The organism is Azospirillum aestuarii, from assembly GCF_016632405.1.
Classification (GTDB): domain Bacteria; phylum Pseudomonadota; class Alphaproteobacteria; order Azospirillales; family Azospirillaceae; genus Azospirillum; species Azospirillum aestuarii.
In genome coordinates, this window is record NZ_JAEPIV010000030.1 from 16256 (window position 1) to 33458 (window position 17203).

The following is a 17203-nucleotide window of genomic DNA, read 5'->3' on the forward strand; positions in this document are numbered from 1 at the left end:
CCGGACCACGCCGGAGGAGGGGCGTCAACCGCAGGAACGGGTCAGCCGGCCTGATGCGCCTTGGCATAGCCCAGCGACTGCAGCGCCTCGGCGATCTCCGGCAGGATGCCCGGATCGTCGATGGTCGCGGGGGTCTTGTAGTCCTGATTGTCGGCGATCTTCTGCATGGTGCCGCGCAGGATCTTGCCGGAGCGGGTCTTCGGCAGGCGCTCCACCACCACGGCGCGCTTGAAATCGGCAACCGGGCCGATCTGCTCGCGGACGAGCTGGACGACCTCCTTGACGATCTCCTCATGCGGTCGGGTCACGCCGGCCTTCAGGCAGAGGAAGCCCAGCGGCACCTGCCCCTTCAGGTCGTCGGCGACGCCGATCACCGCGCATTCCGCCACGTCCTTGTGGCTCGCCAGGACCTCCTCCATGCCGCCGGTGGACAGGCGGTGGCCGGCGACGTTGATGATGTCGTCGGTGCGGGCCATGATGTAGACGTAGCCGTCGTCGTCGATGAAGCCCGCGTCACCGGTCTGGTAGTAGCCGGGATAGTCGGACAGGTACGACGTCTTGTACCGGTCGTCGGCGTTCCACAGCGTCGGCAGCGTGCCCGGAGGCAGCGGCAGCTTCACGCAGATGGCGCCGATGTCGCCGCGCGGCACTTCCTTGTTCTCGGCGTTCAGGATCTGCACGTCCCAGCCCGGCATCGGGCGGGTGGCGGAGCCGTACTTGATCGGGAAGAGATGCACGCCCAGCGGGTTGCCGGAGATCGCCCAGCCGGTCTCGGTCTGCCACCAATGGTCGATCACCGGAACGTTCAGATTGTCTTCGGCCCAATGCAGGGTGTCGGGGTCCGACCGCTCACCGGCCAGGAACAAGGCGCGGAAGTGCGACAGGTCGTACTTCTTCAGCAGTTCGGCGTTGGGGTCCTCGCGCTTGATGGCGCGGAAGGCGGTCGGGGCGGTGAACAGCGTGCCGATCTTGTGCTGCTCGATCACCCGCCAGAAGGTGCCGGCGTCCGGCGTGCCCACCGGCTTGCCCTCGAACACCACCGTGGTGCAGCCGTGCAGCAGCGGGCCGTAGACGATGTAGGAGTGGCCGACCACCCAGCCCACATCCGACGCCGCCCAGTACACCTCGCCCGGCTCGACGTTGTAGATGTTCTTCATCGTCCACTTCAGCGCCACGGCGTGGCCGCCGTTGTCGCGGATGACGCCCTTCGGCTGGCCCGTGGTGCCCGACGTGTAGAGGATGTAGAGCGGGTCGGTCGCGGCCACCGGCACGCATTCCGCCGGTTCGGCCTTGGCGACGGCTTCCGCCCAATCCACGTCGCGGCCCTCGACCAGGGTCGCGGTCTCCTGCGGGCGCTGGAAGACGATGACGCTCGACGGCTTGTGCTCCGCCTGCTCGATGGCGGCGTCGAGCATCGGCTTGTACTTGACGATGCGGTTCGGCTCGATGCCGCAGGAGGCCGAGACGATGGCCTTCGGCCGGGAGTCGTTGATGCGGGTCGCCAACTCGTGCGGGGCGAAGCCGCCGAACACCACCGAATGCACCGCGCCGAGACGCGCGCAGGCCAGCATGGCGACCAGCGACTGCGGGATCATCGGCATGTACAGGATGACGCGGTCGCCCTTCTCCACGCCCTGGGCGCGCAGCGCGCCGGCGAAGCGGGCGACCTGATCCTGGAGTTCGGCGTAGGTGATGGTCTGGACGGTCTTGGTGACCGGGCTGTCGTAGATGATCGCCGCCTGGGCGCCGCGTCCGGCCTCCACATGGCGGTCGACGGCGTTGTAGCAGGTGTTCAGGACGCCGCCGGTGAACCAGCGGTAGAAGGGCGCGTTGCTATCGTCCAGCACCTTGTCCCAACGCTTGATCCAAGTGATGTCTTCCGCCGCCTCGCCCCAGAATCCGTCGGGATCGGACAGGGAACGGGCGTGGATCTGGTTGTAGTGATCGGCCGAGCTTTGGCTCATGGGGGGCGTCCCTTATATTTTGTTTGGTTCGCGTTTCTCCGCAGCCGCGCAATGAACGTTCACGCAGCGGCCCCAATCTGCGTCAGATCTGCATCGTTTGGCAAACGGCATTCCGGAAGGTGCGGCGGGCTGTCGCACCACTTTGGTGAGTGCCGAACCCGCCCGCCGCCCTTCCGGCGGGTGTTACTGTTCCAGTTGCAGGAAGCCGGCGGCCAGCGCCGCGCCGCAGAGGCCGACATCCTCAATGTCGGTCTTCGTCTCCGACACCCGCACCCGCCCGCAGGGGCGCTGCGGGTTGCCGGTGTCGATGGGCATGACGTGGCCGACGTCCTTCAGAAGCACCGTCTCCACCCACAGGGCGTTGGCGCCCGCCGGGGCGTAGCCCTGCCGCACGGCGCGCGCCGGCCAGGACGGCTCCTGCCCGATGACCACGGGGGCATCCGCCTTCAGCCCATGGAAGGCCGTCCATTGGTTGGTCAGATAGAGGGCGTTCTGCGGGTCCACGGTGCAGTCCGCCGTCCCCTGGACGATCAGCACGCGCGGACGCCCGACGGGGTGTCGGGCGCGCTGGACCGCCTTCGTCCATTCGCGGCTGTCATAGCCGCCGGAGCGCGCCTTCACCTCGCCGCAGGCGCGCATAACCGAGATGCCGCAGAGCGACGCGGCCGACTGCATGCTCTGGGCGCACAGTGCCGGAACGCCAGCGAAGAGAGCCCCGCCCGCGAAGACCTGCGGGAAGTCGGCCAGCAGGGTTGCCGCCATGCCCGCCCCCGCCGACAGGCCGGTGACATAGACGCGCCCGTCCTCGATTCGGGGACCGTCGCGGTCAAGCCCCTTGCCCGCGCGCACCGCGTCGACCATGGAGACGATAGCCCCCGCTTCCCGTGGGACACCGCCCTTCAGCGGACTGGTCAGGCGGTCGGCGAAATTGAAGCAGCCGAGCGGGTTGCCATAGCGGGAGGCCCCTCCGACCATTGCAAAGGCATTGTGCTGCTGCTCCGGCAGCAGGACGATAAGGCCGTAGCGGTCAGCTATGTCCATCCATCCGGAATCCGTGAAGAAAGACGACGCATCCTGCTCGCAGCCGTGAAGAAGGACCAGAAGCGGAGCCTTGCCCCGCACCCGCGCGCCCACGGATACGTAAACACTCGCCTTGAGCGCACTGCCCTGGGCGTTGAAGGCATCGCCCGGCAGTTCGTCCCAACGATACTGACGCGGTGACAGCGCCGAGGCATGCCCCGACAAAAGGGTCGATAGCCCGATGATCGCCACCGCCAGCGACACGCGCAGCCATGCTCCTAGCGCCATAATGCTCTCTCCGTTTTTCCGTAAGGACCGATGATGCCGCCTGCCACGATTGCGAACAAGGCAGCATATAAAGCAATGATGACTTATCAGAAAGCCAATCTCCGCACCAATTTGATCAATCATACTGCGGTATGTTATTCTACAATCTCGCGGCCAATCTTGGCTTACTCTTCGTTAAGAGTGGATGATTATCCGAGCGAAAATCGACTGGCGCGGATATCGGCATCGCATCCAGTTATCGCTGGCCATTGTTGCTGGCCTAACCAGCGCCGGAACGCTATGCATGTCACTATGAGCAGCGACCCGCCCGTCTTCGGCATCCGCCCGATCCTGACCGTCGTCCACACCAACGGCGAGCGGCTGATCGTGGCCCGGCTGACCAGTCTCGGCGGGTCCAGCCAATCCAACCGCTTCGTCCTGCGCCGCGCCGACTTCCGCGCCCCATGGGAGCAGCCGGACAAGGGCTATTTCGGTTACGCGGAGGTCGCCCGCGCGCTCGACGCCAACGGCTGGCGCGGCTGCGCCATCGAGGCGATGCCGACCACCGACCTTGAGGAGCGGCGGACCCGCCAGCTCGCCCGCAAGAAGCTGCACCTGCAATGCGTGGAGGCGGCGATCCGCCGCGCGCAGGACAGCCAGGCTCCCTGAGCGGGCGCCGCAGCGCAGCCTTCCCCCGAACCCGCGCGGCGCTTATATCCCGTTCCAAGCACAGAACGGCCAAAGCCCAGAAGGAGGGACAGATGACCCGCAGCGCCACCCGGCACCCGATTGGCGTTCCCCTTGGCGGTCCGCAGACCGGCATGCCCGACACCGCCCTGGCCGCCACGGGGGATGGCCCGGACCTCGGCGCCCTGCCCTCCTGGGACCTGACGGACCTCTATCCGGGGATGGACTCGCCGGAGCTGAAGGCCGATCTGGACCGGATGGACGGCGCGTCCAAGGACTTCCACGGCAAGTACGCCGGCAAACTGGCCGGGCTGGACGGCAACGCCTTCGCCGCCGCCATCCGTGAGTACGAGCGCATCGACGAGGTGCTGTCGCGGGCGATGTCCTACGCCGGGCTGGTCTACAACGGCAACATGACCGACCCGGCCATCGCCAAGTTCTACCAGTCGGCGCAGGAGCGGGTGAACGGCATCTCCACCCACCTCGTCTTCTTCACGCTGGAAATCAACCGGTTGGAGGACAAGGTGCTGGACGCCAAGCTGAAGGCGTCGAAGGACCTCGCCCGCTACGCCCCCTGGCTGCGCGACGTGCGCCTGTTCCGCGAGCACCAGCTCTCCGACGAGGTCGAACGGCTGCTCCATGAGAAGCATGTGGTCGGGCGCGCCGCCTGGAACCGCCTGTTCGACGAAACCATCGCCAGCTTGCGCTTCCCCATCGGCGGGAAGGAGCTGACCTGCGCGGAGGCGCTGAACCGCCTGTCCGACCGCCGGCAGGAGGTCCGCAAGGAGGCCGGGACGGTGATCGGCCGGGTGATGGGCGACAACATCCGCCTGTTCGCGCTGGTCACCAACACGCTGGCCAAGGACAAGGAGATCGACGACAAGTGGCGCAACTACAAGGCGCCCACGTCGGCCCGCAACCTGTCCAACCGCGTCGAGGACGAGGTGGTGGACGCGCTGGCCGCGGCGGTGAAGGACGCCTACCCGGCCCTGTCCCACCGCTATTACGCGATGAAAGCCAAGTGGTTCGGGCAGGACCATCTGGACTACTGGGACCGCAACGCGCCGCTTCCCGACGACGCCGACCGCAGCATCCGCTGGGACGAGGCGCGCGATCTGGTTCTGGGCGCCTATGGCCGCTTCTCGCCGGATCTGGCGGCACTGGGCAAGCGCTTCTTCGACAACGCCTGGATCGACGCGCCGGTGCGCCCCGGCAAGGCGCCGGGCGCCTTCGCCCACCCCACGGTGCCGAGCGTCCACCCTTATCTGCTGGTCAACTACCAGGGCAAGACGCGCGACGTGATGACGCTCGCGCATGAGCTGGGCCACGGCGTGCACCAGATCCTGGCCGGCGGACAAGGGCACCTGCTGTCCGACACGCCGCTGACCTTGGCGGAAACCGCGTCGGTGTTCGGCGAGATGCTGACCTTCCGCGCCCTGCTCGACCGCGAGACCGACCCGAAGCGCCGCAAGATCATGCTGGCCTCCAAGGTCGAGGACATGCTGAACACGGTGGTCCGCCAGATCGCCTTCTTCGACTTCGAGCGCCGTGTCCACACCGAGCGCCGCGAGGGCGAACTGACCGCCGAACGGCTGGGCGAGATCTGGATGGCGGTGCAGACCGAGAGCCTCGGCCCGGCGCTGCGCTTCGATGAGGGCTACCGGAACTACTGGTCCTACATCCCGCACTTCATCCACTCGCCCTTCTACGTCTACGCCTACGCCTTCGGCGACTGCCTCGTGAATTCGCTCTACGCGGTCTATCAGGAGTCGGAGACGGGCTTCGCGGAGAAGTATCTGGCGATGCTGTCGGCGGGCGGCACGCTGCGCCACCAGGAGCTTCTGGCCCCCTTCGGGCTCGACGCCAGCGACCCGGCCTTCTGGCAGAAGGGGCTGAACGTCATCCGCGGCTTTGTTGACGAGCTGGAAAATCAGCCCTGACCTGGTTTTCTTGACGGACGTCAAGAATCCATAATTGTGGGATGGGTATGGTGCCTCCAACGATCCCTTCGGAGAGCACCATGTCCACCCTCTCGATCCCCGCCTGGAGCCCGTCCCTGGAAGTCGGCAACGCCATCATCGACGCCGACCACAAGGAAACCATCGAGCTTCTCGCCGAGGCCGCCACGGCGTCGGACGCCGACCTGCCTGCCCATTTCACCGCCTTCGCCCAGCACCTGCGCGACCATCTGGCCCGCGAGGAGGAGCTGATGCACCAGTACGGCTTCCCGCCGACGCCCATTCATGTGCACGAGCACAACCGCGTCCGGCTGGAGCTGGAAGGCATCGCCAAGCGCATGGCCGCCGGCAATCTGGCCCTGGTCCGCGGCTATCTGACCGAGGTCGTTCCGGAGTGGTTCATCAACCACAAGAACACCATGGACAGCGCCACCGCCGCCTGGATTCGCAGCCAGGGCGGCTGATCCACCGCCCTCCACCGTCAAAGCCGCGCAGACACCGAATTGAGGCGTGGCTCCGTCCGGAAGAACACCGGAGGGAGTCCTTTCCCGGATGGCCTGAACACGGGCGAAACTTTACCCTTGTTGCGCCAATCCGCTCCGGATATTCGCGAAAATTGCTGCTTTGACGTGGGAGGTGCTCGATGGGCGATTTCACGCTTCGCACCGCCGACCGGCGGGACGCGACCCTTTCCCAGGAAGCCGTCAACGATCTTGCGGCCCGTCTGCGCGGCCCGCTGCTGACCCCGCAGTCGCCGGGCTATGACGAGGCCCGGACGATCTGGAACGCCATGATCGACCGCCGGCCCGGCCTGATCGCCCGCTGCGCCGGGGCCGCGGACGTTATGCAGGCGGTTCGCTTCGCGCGGGAGAACGGGCTGCTGGTCTCCGTGCGCGGCGGCGGTCACAACATCGCCGGCAATTCCCTGTGCGACGGCGGCCTGCTGATCGACCTCGGCGCCCTGCGCTTCGTCCATGTCGATCCGGTCAGCCTGACCGCGCGGGTGGCGCCCGGCGCCACGCTGAGCGATCTCGACCGCGAGACGCAGGCCTTCGGGCTGGCCGTGCCGGTCGGCATCAACTCCACCACCGGCATCGCCGGGCTGACGCTGGGCGGCGGATTCGGCTGGCTGACCCGCAAGTACGGGCTGACGGTGGACAATCTGCTGGCCGCCGACGTGGTCACCGCCGACGGAAAGTTCCTGCGCGCCAGCGCCGACGAGAATGCCGACCTTTTCTGGGCCATCCGTGGCGGTGGCGGCAATTTCGGCGTCGTCACCTCCTTCACCTTCCGCCTGCATCCCGTGGGGCCGATGGTGTTCGCCGGGCTGGTCGTCCATCCCTTCGCCGGGGCTGGCGACCTGATGCGCCGCTACCGCGACGCCACGGCGGCCCTGCCGGACGAGGCAACCGCCTGGATGGTGCTGCGCAAGGCGCCGCCCCTGCCCTTCCTGCCGCCGGACGTGCACGGCAAGGAGGTGGTGGTCATGCCCGTCATCTGCGCCGGCGACGACGAGGCGGCGGCCCGCAAGGCGCTGGAGCCGGTGCTGTCGCTGGGCACGCCCGTCGGGGAGCATGTCGGCCTCATGCCCTACGCGGCGTGGCAGGCGGCCTTCGACCCGCTTCTGGTGCCGGGTGCACGGAACTATTGGAAATCGCAGAACTTCACGGGGCTTGAGGACGGGTTGATCGATGTGCTGGTCGAGGAGGCCGCGAGATTGCCCTCCGACCAGTGCGAGATCTTCGTCGGCCTGCTCGGCGCAGCGGCCAACCGCGTGCCGGCGGACGCCACCGCCTATCCGCACCGCGACGCCCTGTTCGTGATGAACGTGCACGCGCGCTGGAACACCCCGCCGGAGGACAGCGCCTGCATCCAATGGGCGCGCGGCGTCTCCGACCGGACCGCCGCCTATGCCACGGGCGGGGTCTACGTGAACTTCGTCACCGACGACGAACAGCGCGTCCAGGCCGCCTACGGGCCGAACTACGAACGCCTGCGGGCGCTGAAGGCGAAATACGACCCGACCAACCTGTTCTGCGTGAACCAGAACATCGCGCCGGTCGGGTGAGTTCGGTGACCCTGCGGAACGGTGGCGCCATCCCGCGCAAGCGGGTTACAGTGTCACCGATCCCCGGGAGAGCGAAATGGGCAAGATCGTCAGGCTCGAAATCGACGAAGCGCTGCACGCGACTCTGACCGAACGCGCCGCGATCAACGGACGCTCGGTCGAGGAGGAAGTCGGTGCCATCCTGTCGCACGCCGCACGCCCCGGCCGTGCGGCGCTCATTGAGGAACTCCAGCGGGAGCAGGACGAACTTGCCCGCAAGTATGGTGTGCTTCCCGACAGCACGCCGCTGATCCGCGAATGGCGCGACCGGTGAGCGTGGTGGACCAAGCGGTCGTCGTGGACGCCAGTGTCGCCGTGAAATGGATCATCAGGGAAGACGCAAGCTCAGACGCACTTGCGTTCCTTGCCAGGAAAAGCCGCTGCTGGCACCCGATATTCTGCTCATCGAAGCGGCTGCGGCGCTGGCCAAGCGAGTCCACACGGGCACTTTGGGGAAGTCGGATGCCGACACGCTCTTGGGCCGCTTGCGTGGATTGGTCGCCCAACTCCCGCTGACGCTGACTCCGGCGGTGGATGTGGCGGAGCGTGCGCTCAACCTCAGCAGCACGCTTCGGCATCCCGTGGTCGATTGCCTCTATCTGGCTCTCGCTTGGTCGACGAACGCGGGACTGGTGACCGCAGACCGCAAATTAGCGGAAGCCGCCGCCCGAAGCGGATTGCCGGGCCTGGTCCGGATCGGCACCGCCGCCTGAGGCGACACCAGGGGACTCGCCTTTCGCCCTCTGCACACCCACCTATTCGGCATGCCGAACACCGATGAGAACAGGCTTGGCGGCCGGATCGCGCGGTATGCGCGGGTCGGGACCGCCGTGGGGGGCCTTGCGGCCCGTTTCGCCGGAGAACGGGTGCTGGGCATCCCCCTGGAGCGGGATCGCCACGCCGCCGAACTGCGCGCCGCGCTGGGCGGGCTGAAGGGACCGCTGATGAAGGTGGCGCAACTGCTGTCCACCATCCCCGACGCCCTGCCCCGCGAGTATGTGCAGGAGCTGTCGCAGCTCCAGGCCGACGCGCCGTCGATGGGCTGGCCCTTCGTCAAGCGCCGCATGGCCAGCGAGCTTGGTCCCGCCTGGCACAAGCGCTTCCGGCACTTCGAACAGAGTGCCGCCGCCGCCGCCTCGCTGGGACAGGTGCACCGCGCCGTCGGGCTGGACGGACAGAACCTCGCCTGCAAGCTCCAATACCCCGACATGGCCTCCGCCGTGGAGGCGGACCTGCGCCAGCTCGGCCTGATCTTCGCCATCTTCGAGCGCACCGACAGCGCCATTTCCACCAAGCAGATCCAGGCCGAGATCGGTGCCCGGCTGCGCGAGGAGCTGGATTACGAGCGCGAGGCCAAGCACGCCCGCCTCTACCGCGCGATGCTGGCCGACACGCCCGGCGTCCATGTCCCGGCGGTGGTGCCCGACCTGTCCACCCGGCGCCTGCTGACCCTGGAATGGGTGGAGGGCCGCAAGATCCTGGAGTTCGTGAAGGATCATCCGGACGCCCGCGACGCGCTGGCGATGAACATGTTCCGGGCCTGGTACGTGCCCTTCTACGGCTACGGGATCATCCACGGCGACCCGCATCTGGGAAACTACACGGTGCGGCCCGACCGCTCCATCAACCTGCTGGATTTCGGCTGCGTCCGCGTCTTCCCGGCCCGCTTCGTGAAGGGGGTGATCGACCTCTACGACGCGCTGCAGACCGGCAACCAGGACAAGGCGGTGGAGGCCTACCGCACCTGGGGCTTCGGCAACCCGACCAAGGAGCTGGTGGACGTGCTGAACATCTGGGCGCGCTTCGTCTACGCCCCGATCATGGACGACCGCAGCCGCCGCATCGAGGAAACCAACTCCGGCCATTACGGCCGCGAGACCGCCGCCAAGGTCCATGCCGAGCTGCGCCGCGTCGGCGGGGTGGAGGTGCCGCGGGAGTTCGTCTTCATGGACCGCGCGGCCATCGGGCTGGGCTCCGTCTTCCTGCATCTCCAGGCCGAGGTGAACTGGTACCGGCTGTTCCAGGAGATGATCCAGGGCTTCGACGTGGACGTCCTGCACGCCCGCCAGACCACCGCCCTGACCGCCCAGGCCCTCCCTTTGCCCGAGTGAATGCCGACTCGTAATGCTTCCCCCGTCCCACCGCTTTGGTCTATACGAGCGGCTCCCATGAAGACCGCCGATTTCGACTTCGACCTTCCGCCGGACCGCATCGCCGAGCATCCGGCCAAGCCGCGTGACGCCGCCCGTCTGCTCGACGTGGCGGAGCGCCTGCACGACCGCGTCGTGCGCGACCTGCCCGAATTGCTGGAGCCGGGCGACCTGATGGTCGTCAACGACACCCGCGTCATCCCCGCCCGGCTGGACGGCCGGCGCGGCGAGGTGCGGGTGGAGATCACGCTCCACAAGCGCGAGGGCGAGCGGGAGTGGGCGACCTTCGCCCGCCCCGGCAAGCGGCTGAAGCCCGGCGACGTGATCGCCATCGCCGACGACTTCGCGGCCGAGGTCGTCGCCAAGGACGGGATGGAGGTGCGCCTGCGCTTCTCCAAGGGCGGAGCGGATCTCATGGAGGCGCTGCACCGCCATGGCCGAATGCCCCTGCCCCCCTACATCCGCCGCGAGGCGGACGAGCAGGACGCGGCGGACTATCAGACCGTCTTCGCCGCGCGCGAGGGCGCCGTCGCCGCCCCCACCGCCGGCCTGCACTTCACGCCGGAGCTTCTGGCGGCGCTCGACGCGCGCGGCGTCCGCCGCGTGCCAGTGACGCTGCATGTCGGGGCCGGCACCTTCCTGCCGGTCAAGGTGGACGACATCGCCGAGCACCGAATGCACAGCGAGTGGGGCGAGGTCTCCCCCGAAACCGCCGAGGCCATCAACGCCACCCGCGCCGCGGGCGGGCGGATCGTCTCGGTCGGCACCACGGCGCTGCGCATCCTGGAGACGGCGGGGCTGGACGACCGCAGCATCCGGGCCTTCAGCGGCGACACCGACATCTTCATCACCCCCGGCTACCGCTTCAAGATCGTGGACCTTCTGGTGACCAACTTCCATCTGCCCCGCTCCACCCTGTTCATGCTGGTCTGCGCCTTCGCGGGCATGGACACGATGAAGGCGGCCTACGCGCACGCCATCGGCCAGAACTATCGTTTCTTCAGCTACGGCGACGCGTCGCTGCTCCGGAGGGTGTGATGACCGGGATCGGGTTCGAGCTTCTGAAGACCGACGGGCGCGCCCGGCGCGGGCGGGTCTCCACCGCGCACGGCGCCATCAACACGCCGGCCTTCATGCCCGTGGGCACCGCCGCCACCGTCAAGGCGATGACCAGCGACGCGGTGAAATCCACCGGCGCGGAAATCCTGCTCGGCAACACCTACCATCTGATGCTGCGCCCCACGGCGGAGCGCGTCGGGCAGTTGGGCGGCCTGCACCGCTTCATGAACTGGGACAAGCCGATCCTGACGGACAGCGGCGGTTTCCAGGTCATGTCCCTGTCGGACCTGCGCACCATGACCGAGGAGGGGGTGACCTTCAAATCCCACCTCGACGGCAGCAAGCACCATCTGACGCCGGAACGCTCGATCCAGATCCAGCATCTGCTGGACAGCAACATCACCATGTGCCTGGACGAGTGCACCCCCTTCCCGGCGACGGAGGCGCAGGCGGCTTCGTCCATGCGCCTGTCGATGCGCTGGGCCAAGCGCAGCAAGGACGCCTTCGTCGAGCGCCCCGGCTACGGCCTGTTCGGCATCGTGCAGGGCGGCGTCTACGCGGACCTGCGGGCGGAGAGCGTGGCGGCCCTGAGCGACATCGGCTTCGACGGCTACGCCATCGGCGGGCTGGCCGTGGGCGAGGGCCAGGAGACGATGTTCACCGTGCTCGACTTCACCGAGCCGCTGATGGTCAAGGAGCGCCCGCGCTACCTGATGGGCGTGGGCCGTCCCAGCGACCTGATCGGCGCGGTACGGCGTGGCGTGGACATGTTCGACTGCGTGATGCCCACCCGCTCGGGCCGCACCGGTCAGGCCTTCGTGCGGCGCGGCACCATCAACATCCGCAACGCCCGTCACGCCCATGACGAGCGCCCGCTCGACGAGGAATGCGGTTGCCCGGCGTGCCGGAACCACAGCCGGGCTTATCTGCACCACCTGTTCAAGGCGGGCGAGATGCTGGGGCCGATGCTGCTGACCTGGCACAACCTGCATTATTACCAGGACCTGATGGCCGAGCTTCGGCAGGCCATCGAGGACGGCCGCTTCGAAGAGGTCGCGAGCGCGCTGGAGGCCCGCCTGAACGAGGGCGATGTCCCGGCCACCGAAGACCCTCTGGCCTCCCTGAAGGTGAAGCCGGCCAAGCCGGCGAAGCCCGCGAAGAAGGAATCCGCCGATGTCTGAGAGTATTTACTCCGGCCTGACCCAGCTCGGCGGCGCCACCGTCCAGCCGAAGACGCCGGAAGAGGCGGTGCTGGAGCGCGTGCCGAACCCGAACCCCGGTGACCACTACGTCGTGCGCTTCACAGCGCCGGAATTCACCTCGCTCTGCCCGATCACCGGCCAGCCGGATTTTGCCCATCTGGTCATCGACTATGTGCCGGGCGAGTGGCTGGTGGAATCCAAGTCGCTCAAGCTGTTCCTGACCAGCTTCCGCAACCACGGCGCCTTCCACGAGGCCTGCACCGTCGGGATCGGCAAGCGTCTGGTGGACGAGCTGAAGCCGGTGTGGCTGCGCATCGGCGGCTACTGGTACCCGCGCGGCGGCATTCCCATCGACGTGTTCTACGCCACCGGCGAACCGCCGAAGGGCGTGTGGATTCCGTCGCAGGACGTCCAGACCTACCGCGGCCGCGGCTGATCCTCATTCACCCTGCCCCCTCTCCCAGGGCGGGAGAGGGAAGCTTCCGCCTTCCGCAGTATCAAACCCATCGCCATGCCCGACCCTGACATTTCCATCCGTGAAGCCATCCGCGACCGGGCTCTGGCGCTCGGCTTCGACGCCGTTGGATTCGCCAAGGCGGAATTGGGCGAGGACGCCAGGGCACGGCTGGCCGAGTTCCTGCGCCAGGGCCGGCACGGCGACATGGGCTGGATGGCGGACCGGGCCGACCAGCGCGCCCATCCCCAGGCCCTGTGGCCGGAGGCGCGGACCGTCATCGCGCTCGGCACCAGCTACGCCCCGGCGGAGGACCCGCGCGCCCTGCTGGCGCATCCCGACCGGGGCATCGTGTCGGTCTATGCGAAGAACCGCGACTATCACGACCTCATCAAGGGCCGGCTGAAGACGCTGGGCCAATGGATCGCCCACCGCTTCAAGGCGGAGTTGAAGGTCTTCGTGGACACCGCCCCGGTGATGGAAAAGCCGCTGGCCGGGAAGGCCGGGCTGGGCTGGCAGGGCAAGCACACCAACCTCGTGTCGCGGTCCCACGGCTCCTGGCTGTTCCTGGGAGAGGTCTACACGACGCTGGAACTGCCGCCGGACTCGCCGGGGGTGGACCGCTGCGGCCAGTGCCGGCGCTGCCTGGACGCCTGCCCCACCGCCGCCTTCCCCGCGCCCAACCAGCTGGACGCGCGGCGCTGCATCTCCTACCTGACCATCGAGCACAAGGGGCCGATTCCCGAGGAACTGCGCCCGCTGATGGGCAACCGCATCTACGGCTGCGACGACTGTCTGGCCGCCTGCCCGTGGAACAAGTTCGCCCAGCGCTCGCGCGAGGCGGCTTTCCTGCCACGGGCGGAGCTGACGGCGCCACGGCTGGCCGATCTGGCGCAGTTGGACGATGCGGGCTTCCGGCAGGTTTTCAGCGGCTCCCCGATCAAGCGGATCGGGCGCGACCGCTTCGTGCGCAACGTTCTGGTGGCTCTGGGCAACAGCGGCGACGCCCGCCACGCCGCAGTGGCCGAACGCCTGTTGGAAGACCCGAGCGAGGTGGTGCGCGACGCCGCCGGCTGGGCGCTGGCCCGGCTCAGGGCCGCGCAGAGCCCTTCAGGCTGAGCCAGAGCAGGCCACCGGGCAGCGACGACAGGGTGACCGACAGGCCGATCATCAGCGACAGGGCAAGTGCGTCGGTTGCGCCGAGGCCGTAAAGCGCGAAGCCGGCGACGAAGGCCCCCTCCCGCACGCCCCAGCCGTTCAGAGAGATCGGCAGCGCCGCCGCGAAGATGGTCATCGGCACGACGGCCAGCGCGTCCAGAACCCGCACGGGAATGCCCAGCGCGTGGGCGTAGGCGATCACCGCGAAGACGGTGCAGGCGTGAACCGCCGCGCTGTGCAGCAGCCCGGCCAGCGCCGCGCGGCTGACCAGCGCCGCGCGCAGCCGCGTGACCTGCGCCTGCACCGCTCGGACCGGTGGGCGCAGCAGGACCCCCGGCAGCGGGATGCGATCCGCCTGGAGCCCCACGACCATGGCGATGGCGAGCAGCACCACCGCCACCGGCCCGGCCCAGGCAACGGAGGGCGGAGCCGTCGCCACCAGATGCGGCAGGCCGAGGAACAAAAGCGCCACGCAGCCGACCAGGGCCAGCAACCGGTCGAGCACCAGGGCCAGCATTACGGCGGTGGAGGACGCCCCGCCCCGGTAGGTCAGCCAGCCGCGCACCACGTCGCCGCCCAGCGCCCCCGGCAGCACCTGCCCGAAGAACAGGCCGGTGAACATCAGCCGCATCGCCAGCCCGTGCGAGACCCGCTCGCCCGCGGCGCGCAGGGCGTCGCGCCAGCGCTCGCCGGCGCACACCACGGCGAATAGCTTCACCGTGAAGCCGGCAGCCAGCCAGACGGGGTCCGCCCCGGCGACGCGCGCCAGCAGGGCCGGCCAGTCGGCCTTGGCGCCCAGCACGCCGAGAACCACCAGAGTCACCGCCAGCTTGGCGAGCAGCATCAGACGCCCGCCCGGCCTTCCGGCGGGCATGGTGACCGCTTCGGCGGGCATGACACTGGCGTCCTGGCTGCTCAAATCCTTCATGGCTCCTGCAAAACGATCGGCGGCACTCTACCGGCCCGGCGGAAGAGCGTCCATTGCCGCCAGCACACCCGCCGCGTCCATGTCGACGAAGGACGGGCGGTGGTGGATGACCATGCGCGGCCCGTTCGCATGGATGGGAACGGAGGCGTCACAGTACAGCCCCAGCGTCGGGCACCCGACGGCGGCGACCAGATGGGTGGGGCCGGTGTCGTTGCCGACCGTTGCCCAGGCCCGGCGGGCCAGCCCCGCGATCTCCGGCACACTGGTGCGGTCGGTCAGGTCGACGGCCTGCGGACAGGCGGCGGTGATGGAGCGGGCGAGGTCCGCCTCGATGGCCGTGCCCAGAACGACCGGCGTGATGCCGCGCGTCGCCAGCGCGCGCGCCAGTTCGCCATAGCGCTCCACCGGCCAGCGCTTGTCGGGACGTCCGGGGGAGGAGCCGGGGATCAGCAGGGCGTAGGGCGCGGCGATGCCGAAACCGCCGGTGTCGGCGTCGAGCCAGGACAGGTCCGGCACCGCGTCCGGCACGATGCCGAAGGGCGCCAACTGCCGGGTGTAGCGCTCGATCACCGGCACCTTGCGGCGGCCCGGATAGTGATCGCGGTGCGAGGCGCCCCAGGCCGTGCCCGACCATTCCGGCCAGGGACCGGGGGCGAGCAGCCAGAAGTAGCGGTCAGTACGCCGCTGCGCCTGGAGGTCGTAGACCCGGTCGAAACGCCCGGCGCGCAGCAGGCGGCGGACGCGCCGATAGGCCCCGAGCGACCGCTCCCGCGGGTCCTCCAGAACCTCGTCGAACAGGCCGCTGAGGCGGGCGAGCGGAGCCAGGGACGGTAGGGTCAGCAGCGCCAGATGGTCGGCGGCGTGGTGCCGCCGGATGGCCGAGAAGGCGGTCTGGGCCAGGAAGAAGTCGCCGAAGGCCCCCAGCTTGATGACCAGGACGCGGCGGCGACCGTTGCCGTGCGCGCCCGTCATTCGCCCCTCGCCGGGGTGCGCGCGGCCAGCCGGAGCATCAGGCCGGCCGCCAGCATGCCGCCCATCCACCACGCCTGCCAGATGCCGTAGGCCGTGCTCGCCATCGCCAGTGCCGACGCGAAGAGGGCCAGCGCGAAGGGTTGCAGCCGCCGTTCCAGCCGCCCGGTGCCGAGCAGCAGGAGCAAGGCCGCCGCCAGAGCCAGCGCGGCGCCGAAGGCGCCAAGCTCCAGCCAGACCTGCAGGAAGGCGTTGTGGGGGTGCAGCGGCAGCAGGCTGTCGGTCAGCGTGCCGAATCGGGACACCGCCCCTTCCGGCTCCAGCGCGCGGGAGGCGTCGATGCCCTGCCCGAAGAAGGGCGTCTCCAGCGCCCGGCTGGCGGCCATGCCCCAGATCTCCACCCGGTGCTGGGCCGACCGGAACAGCCAGTCGGCACCGTCCAGGTTCAACACGCGGTCGAACAGCAGCACCAGCGGCAGCACGAAGGCGAAGGCCACCCCCAACACCGCCGCCAGCGCCCCACGGACGAGCCGCGGCGACCAGACGGCGAGCGCAAAGGCTACCCCGCCGACGGCAATGCCCAGCATGGCCGACCGGCTGGTCAGCAACAGGCAGGCCGCGGCGAAGACTGTGGGAAGTGCGACGGCCAGCCCCCGCCGCCCGGCCCGGTCGAGCGCCATCGCCGCCGGCCAGACCATCAGGCAGAGCAGGACCGCCGTGCGCTTGGGCACGTTGGTCTCGGCGATCTCGACGCCCGCCGGCACATGGTTCCACCAGCGGTGCAGCGGAAAATCCAGCGCGGCCTCCACGGCGAACAGCAGGACGCCGACGAACACGCCCACCAGGAACAGGCCGGTCAGCCGCCGCGCCTCCACCCCCGGCAGGGAGGACAGCCACGCCCCGCCGGCCAGCGCGCCAAGGCCGATGTAGCCGATCTCCACCACCGTCAGCCCGGCGCGCGGCGACGGGCTCCACAGGATGGAGAGGGAGGCCAGGGCCAGGAAGGCCAGGACCACCGCCGTGCCGGGCATCGCCCGTTGCAGCCGCCCCAGGGCGCCGCGACGGGCTAGGCCGGCCAGCCCGACCAGCGCGATCAGGATGGCCCAGACCGGCAAACCGCGCGGCGCCATGGCGGCCAGAGGGCCGAGGGCCGCCACCGCCACGCCGGCCAGACCCGCCAGAATCGCGTCGGGTATCCCCCGGGCGGAGTCGCGCTGTGACAAGGGGAAAGCCATGAGATCTCGCGTCCGTGAGGCACGGCGCGGCTTAACAGATGCTCC

At 68.9% G+C, this 17203-nt stretch carries 16 protein-coding genes; 11 read left to right on the top strand and 5 right to left on the bottom strand.

Annotation, left to right across the window (positions count from 1 at the left end):
- Positions 1-41 precede the first annotated feature (41 nt).
- Both JJL56_RS28305 and JJL56_RS28310 read right to left on the bottom strand, forming a co-directional pair.
- Positions 42-1964, bottom strand: a complete 1923-nt coding sequence (locus JJL56_RS28305) for a propionyl-CoA synthetase (protein ID WP_200487142.1) — start codon at positions 1962-1964, stop codon at positions 42-44.
- Positions 1965-2147: 183 nt separating this feature from the next.
- Complete coding sequence (locus tag JJL56_RS28310) at positions 2148-3272, bottom strand: extracellular catalytic domain type 1 short-chain-length polyhydroxyalkanoate depolymerase (protein ID WP_200487143.1); 1125 nt, start codon at positions 3270-3272, stop codon at positions 2148-2150.
- 291 nt (positions 3273-3563) lie between these two features.
- Between JJL56_RS28310 and JJL56_RS28315 the strand changes: the two genes are divergently transcribed.
- The 11 genes from JJL56_RS28315 to queG all read left to right on the top strand — a co-directional run bounded on the left by JJL56_RS28315 (position 3564) and on the right by queG (position 13987).
- On the top strand, positions 3564-3920 hold the full coding sequence (locus tag JJL56_RS28315; RefSeq protein WP_200487144.1) for a hypothetical protein: 357 nt from the start codon (positions 3564-3566) through the stop codon (positions 3918-3920).
- A gap of 152 nt (positions 3921-4072) precedes the next feature.
- Positions 4073-5878 (top strand): M3 family oligoendopeptidase, encoded by a 1806-nt coding sequence (locus JJL56_RS28320; RefSeq protein WP_200487171.1) that lies wholly within the window; start codon positions 4073-4075, stop codon positions 5876-5878.
- An 80-nt stretch (positions 5879-5958) separates the two neighbouring features.
- Positions 5959-6360, top strand: a complete 402-nt coding sequence (locus JJL56_RS28325) for a bacteriohemerythrin (protein WP_186453042.1) — start codon at positions 5959-5961, stop codon at positions 6358-6360.
- Positions 6361-6539: 179 nt separating this feature from the next.
- Positions 6540-7964 carry an FAD-binding oxidoreductase gene (locus JJL56_RS28330; protein ID WP_200487145.1) on the top strand — a complete coding sequence of 475 codons (1425 nt, stop codon included), beginning with the start codon at positions 6540-6542 and terminating at the stop codon, positions 7962-7964.
- A gap of 76 nt (positions 7965-8040) precedes the next feature.
- Positions 8041-8277: a FitA-like ribbon-helix-helix domain-containing protein gene (locus tag JJL56_RS28335; protein ID WP_145628583.1), complete on the top strand. Its 237-nt coding sequence runs from the start codon at positions 8041-8043 to the stop codon at positions 8275-8277.
- A gap of 46 nt (positions 8278-8323) precedes the next feature.
- Positions 8324-8716 (top strand): type II toxin-antitoxin system VapC family toxin, encoded by a 393-nt coding sequence (locus JJL56_RS28340; RefSeq protein WP_200487146.1) that lies wholly within the window; start codon positions 8324-8326, stop codon positions 8714-8716.
- Positions 8717-8767: 51 nt separating this feature from the next.
- Positions 8768-10114, top strand: coding sequence for an ABC1 kinase family protein (locus JJL56_RS28345; protein ID WP_145628577.1), 1347 nt, complete (start codon positions 8768-8770; stop codon positions 10112-10114).
- A 57-nt stretch (positions 10115-10171) separates the two neighbouring features.
- A complete protein-coding gene (queA, locus tag JJL56_RS28350; protein ID WP_200487147.1) occupies positions 10172-11191 on the top strand; it encodes a tRNA preQ1(34) S-adenosylmethionine ribosyltransferase-isomerase QueA in 1020 nt (339 codons plus the stop codon).
- Positions 11191-12393, top strand: coding sequence for a tRNA guanosine(34) transglycosylase Tgt (gene tgt / locus JJL56_RS28355; protein ID WP_200487149.1), 1203 nt, complete (start codon positions 11191-11193; stop codon positions 12391-12393). Before queA ends, tgt begins: the two co-directional genes overlap by 1 nt.
- Positions 12386-12850 (top strand): preQ(1) synthase, encoded by a 465-nt coding sequence (gene queF / locus JJL56_RS28360; protein ID WP_200487150.1) that lies wholly within the window; start codon positions 12386-12388, stop codon positions 12848-12850. The genes tgt and queF overlap by 8 nt, the downstream gene beginning before the upstream one ends.
- A 75-nt stretch (positions 12851-12925) precedes the next feature.
- Positions 12926-13987, top strand: coding sequence for a tRNA epoxyqueuosine(34) reductase QueG (gene queG / locus JJL56_RS28365; protein WP_145628560.1), 1062 nt, complete (start codon positions 12926-12928; stop codon positions 13985-13987).
- Here queG and JJL56_RS28370 read toward each other — a convergent pair.
- The 3 genes from JJL56_RS28370 to JJL56_RS28380 are packed head-to-tail and all read right to left on the bottom strand — an operon-like array spanning position 13959 to position 17158.
- Positions 13959-14921, bottom strand: coding sequence for a lysylphosphatidylglycerol synthase transmembrane domain-containing protein (locus tag JJL56_RS28370; protein WP_200487151.1), 963 nt, complete (start codon positions 14919-14921; stop codon positions 13959-13961). The two genes, queG and JJL56_RS28370, sit on opposite strands and share 29 nt — an antisense overlap.
- Positions 14922-14981: 60 nt before the next feature.
- On the bottom strand, positions 14982-15926 hold the full coding sequence (locus JJL56_RS28375) for a glycosyltransferase family 9 protein (protein ID WP_200487153.1): 945 nt from the start codon (positions 15924-15926) through the stop codon (positions 14982-14984).
- A complete protein-coding gene (locus JJL56_RS28380) occupies positions 15923-17158 on the bottom strand; it encodes an O-antigen ligase family protein (protein ID WP_200487154.1) in 1236 nt (411 codons plus the stop codon). The genes JJL56_RS28375 and JJL56_RS28380 overlap by 4 nt, the downstream gene beginning before the upstream one ends.
- Positions 17159-17203: the final 45 nt, after the last annotated feature.

Coding starts and splice junctions, on each gene's coding strand:
- JJL56_RS28305 (WP_200487142.1), bottom strand. CDS start 1,964: ATGAGCCAAAGCTCGGCCGATCACTACAACCAGATCCACGCCCGTTCC.
- JJL56_RS28310 (WP_200487143.1), bottom strand. CDS start 3,272: ATGGCGCTAGGAGCATGGCTGCGCGTGTCGCTGGCGGTGGCGATCATC.
- JJL56_RS28315 (WP_200487144.1), top strand. CDS start 3,564: ATGAGCAGCGACCCGCCCGTCTTCGGCATCCGCCCGATCCTGACCGTC.
- JJL56_RS28320 (WP_200487171.1), top strand. CDS start 4,073: ATGCCCGACACCGCCCTGGCCGCCACGGGGGATGGCCCGGACCTCGGC.
- JJL56_RS28325 (WP_186453042.1), top strand. CDS start 5,959: ATGTCCACCCTCTCGATCCCCGCCTGGAGCCCGTCCCTGGAAGTCGGC.
- JJL56_RS28330 (WP_200487145.1), top strand. CDS start 6,540: ATGGGCGATTTCACGCTTCGCACCGCCGACCGGCGGGACGCGACCCTT.
- JJL56_RS28335 (WP_145628583.1), top strand. CDS start 8,041: ATGGGCAAGATCGTCAGGCTCGAAATCGACGAAGCGCTGCACGCGACT.
- JJL56_RS28340 (WP_200487146.1), top strand. CDS start 8,324: ATGGATCATCAGGGAAGACGCAAGCTCAGACGCACTTGCGTTCCTTGC.
- JJL56_RS28345 (WP_145628577.1), top strand. CDS start 8,768: ATGCCGAACACCGATGAGAACAGGCTTGGCGGCCGGATCGCGCGGTAT.
- queA (WP_200487147.1), top strand. CDS start 10,172: ATGAAGACCGCCGATTTCGACTTCGACCTTCCGCCGGACCGCATCGCC.
- tgt (WP_200487149.1), top strand. CDS start 11,191: ATGACCGGGATCGGGTTCGAGCTTCTGAAGACCGACGGGCGCGCCCGG.
- queF (WP_200487150.1), top strand. CDS start 12,386: ATGTCTGAGAGTATTTACTCCGGCCTGACCCAGCTCGGCGGCGCCACC.
- queG (WP_145628560.1), top strand. CDS start 12,926: ATGCCCGACCCTGACATTTCCATCCGTGAAGCCATCCGCGACCGGGCT.
- JJL56_RS28370 (WP_200487151.1), bottom strand. CDS start 14,921: ATGCCCGCCGAAGCGGTCACCATGCCCGCCGGAAGGCCGGGCGGGCGT.
- JJL56_RS28375 (WP_200487153.1), bottom strand. CDS start 15,926: ATGACGGGCGCGCACGGCAACGGTCGCCGCCGCGTCCTGGTCATCAAG.
- JJL56_RS28380 (WP_200487154.1), bottom strand. CDS start 17,158: ATGGCTTTCCCCTTGTCACAGCGCGACTCCGCCCGGGGGATACCCGAC.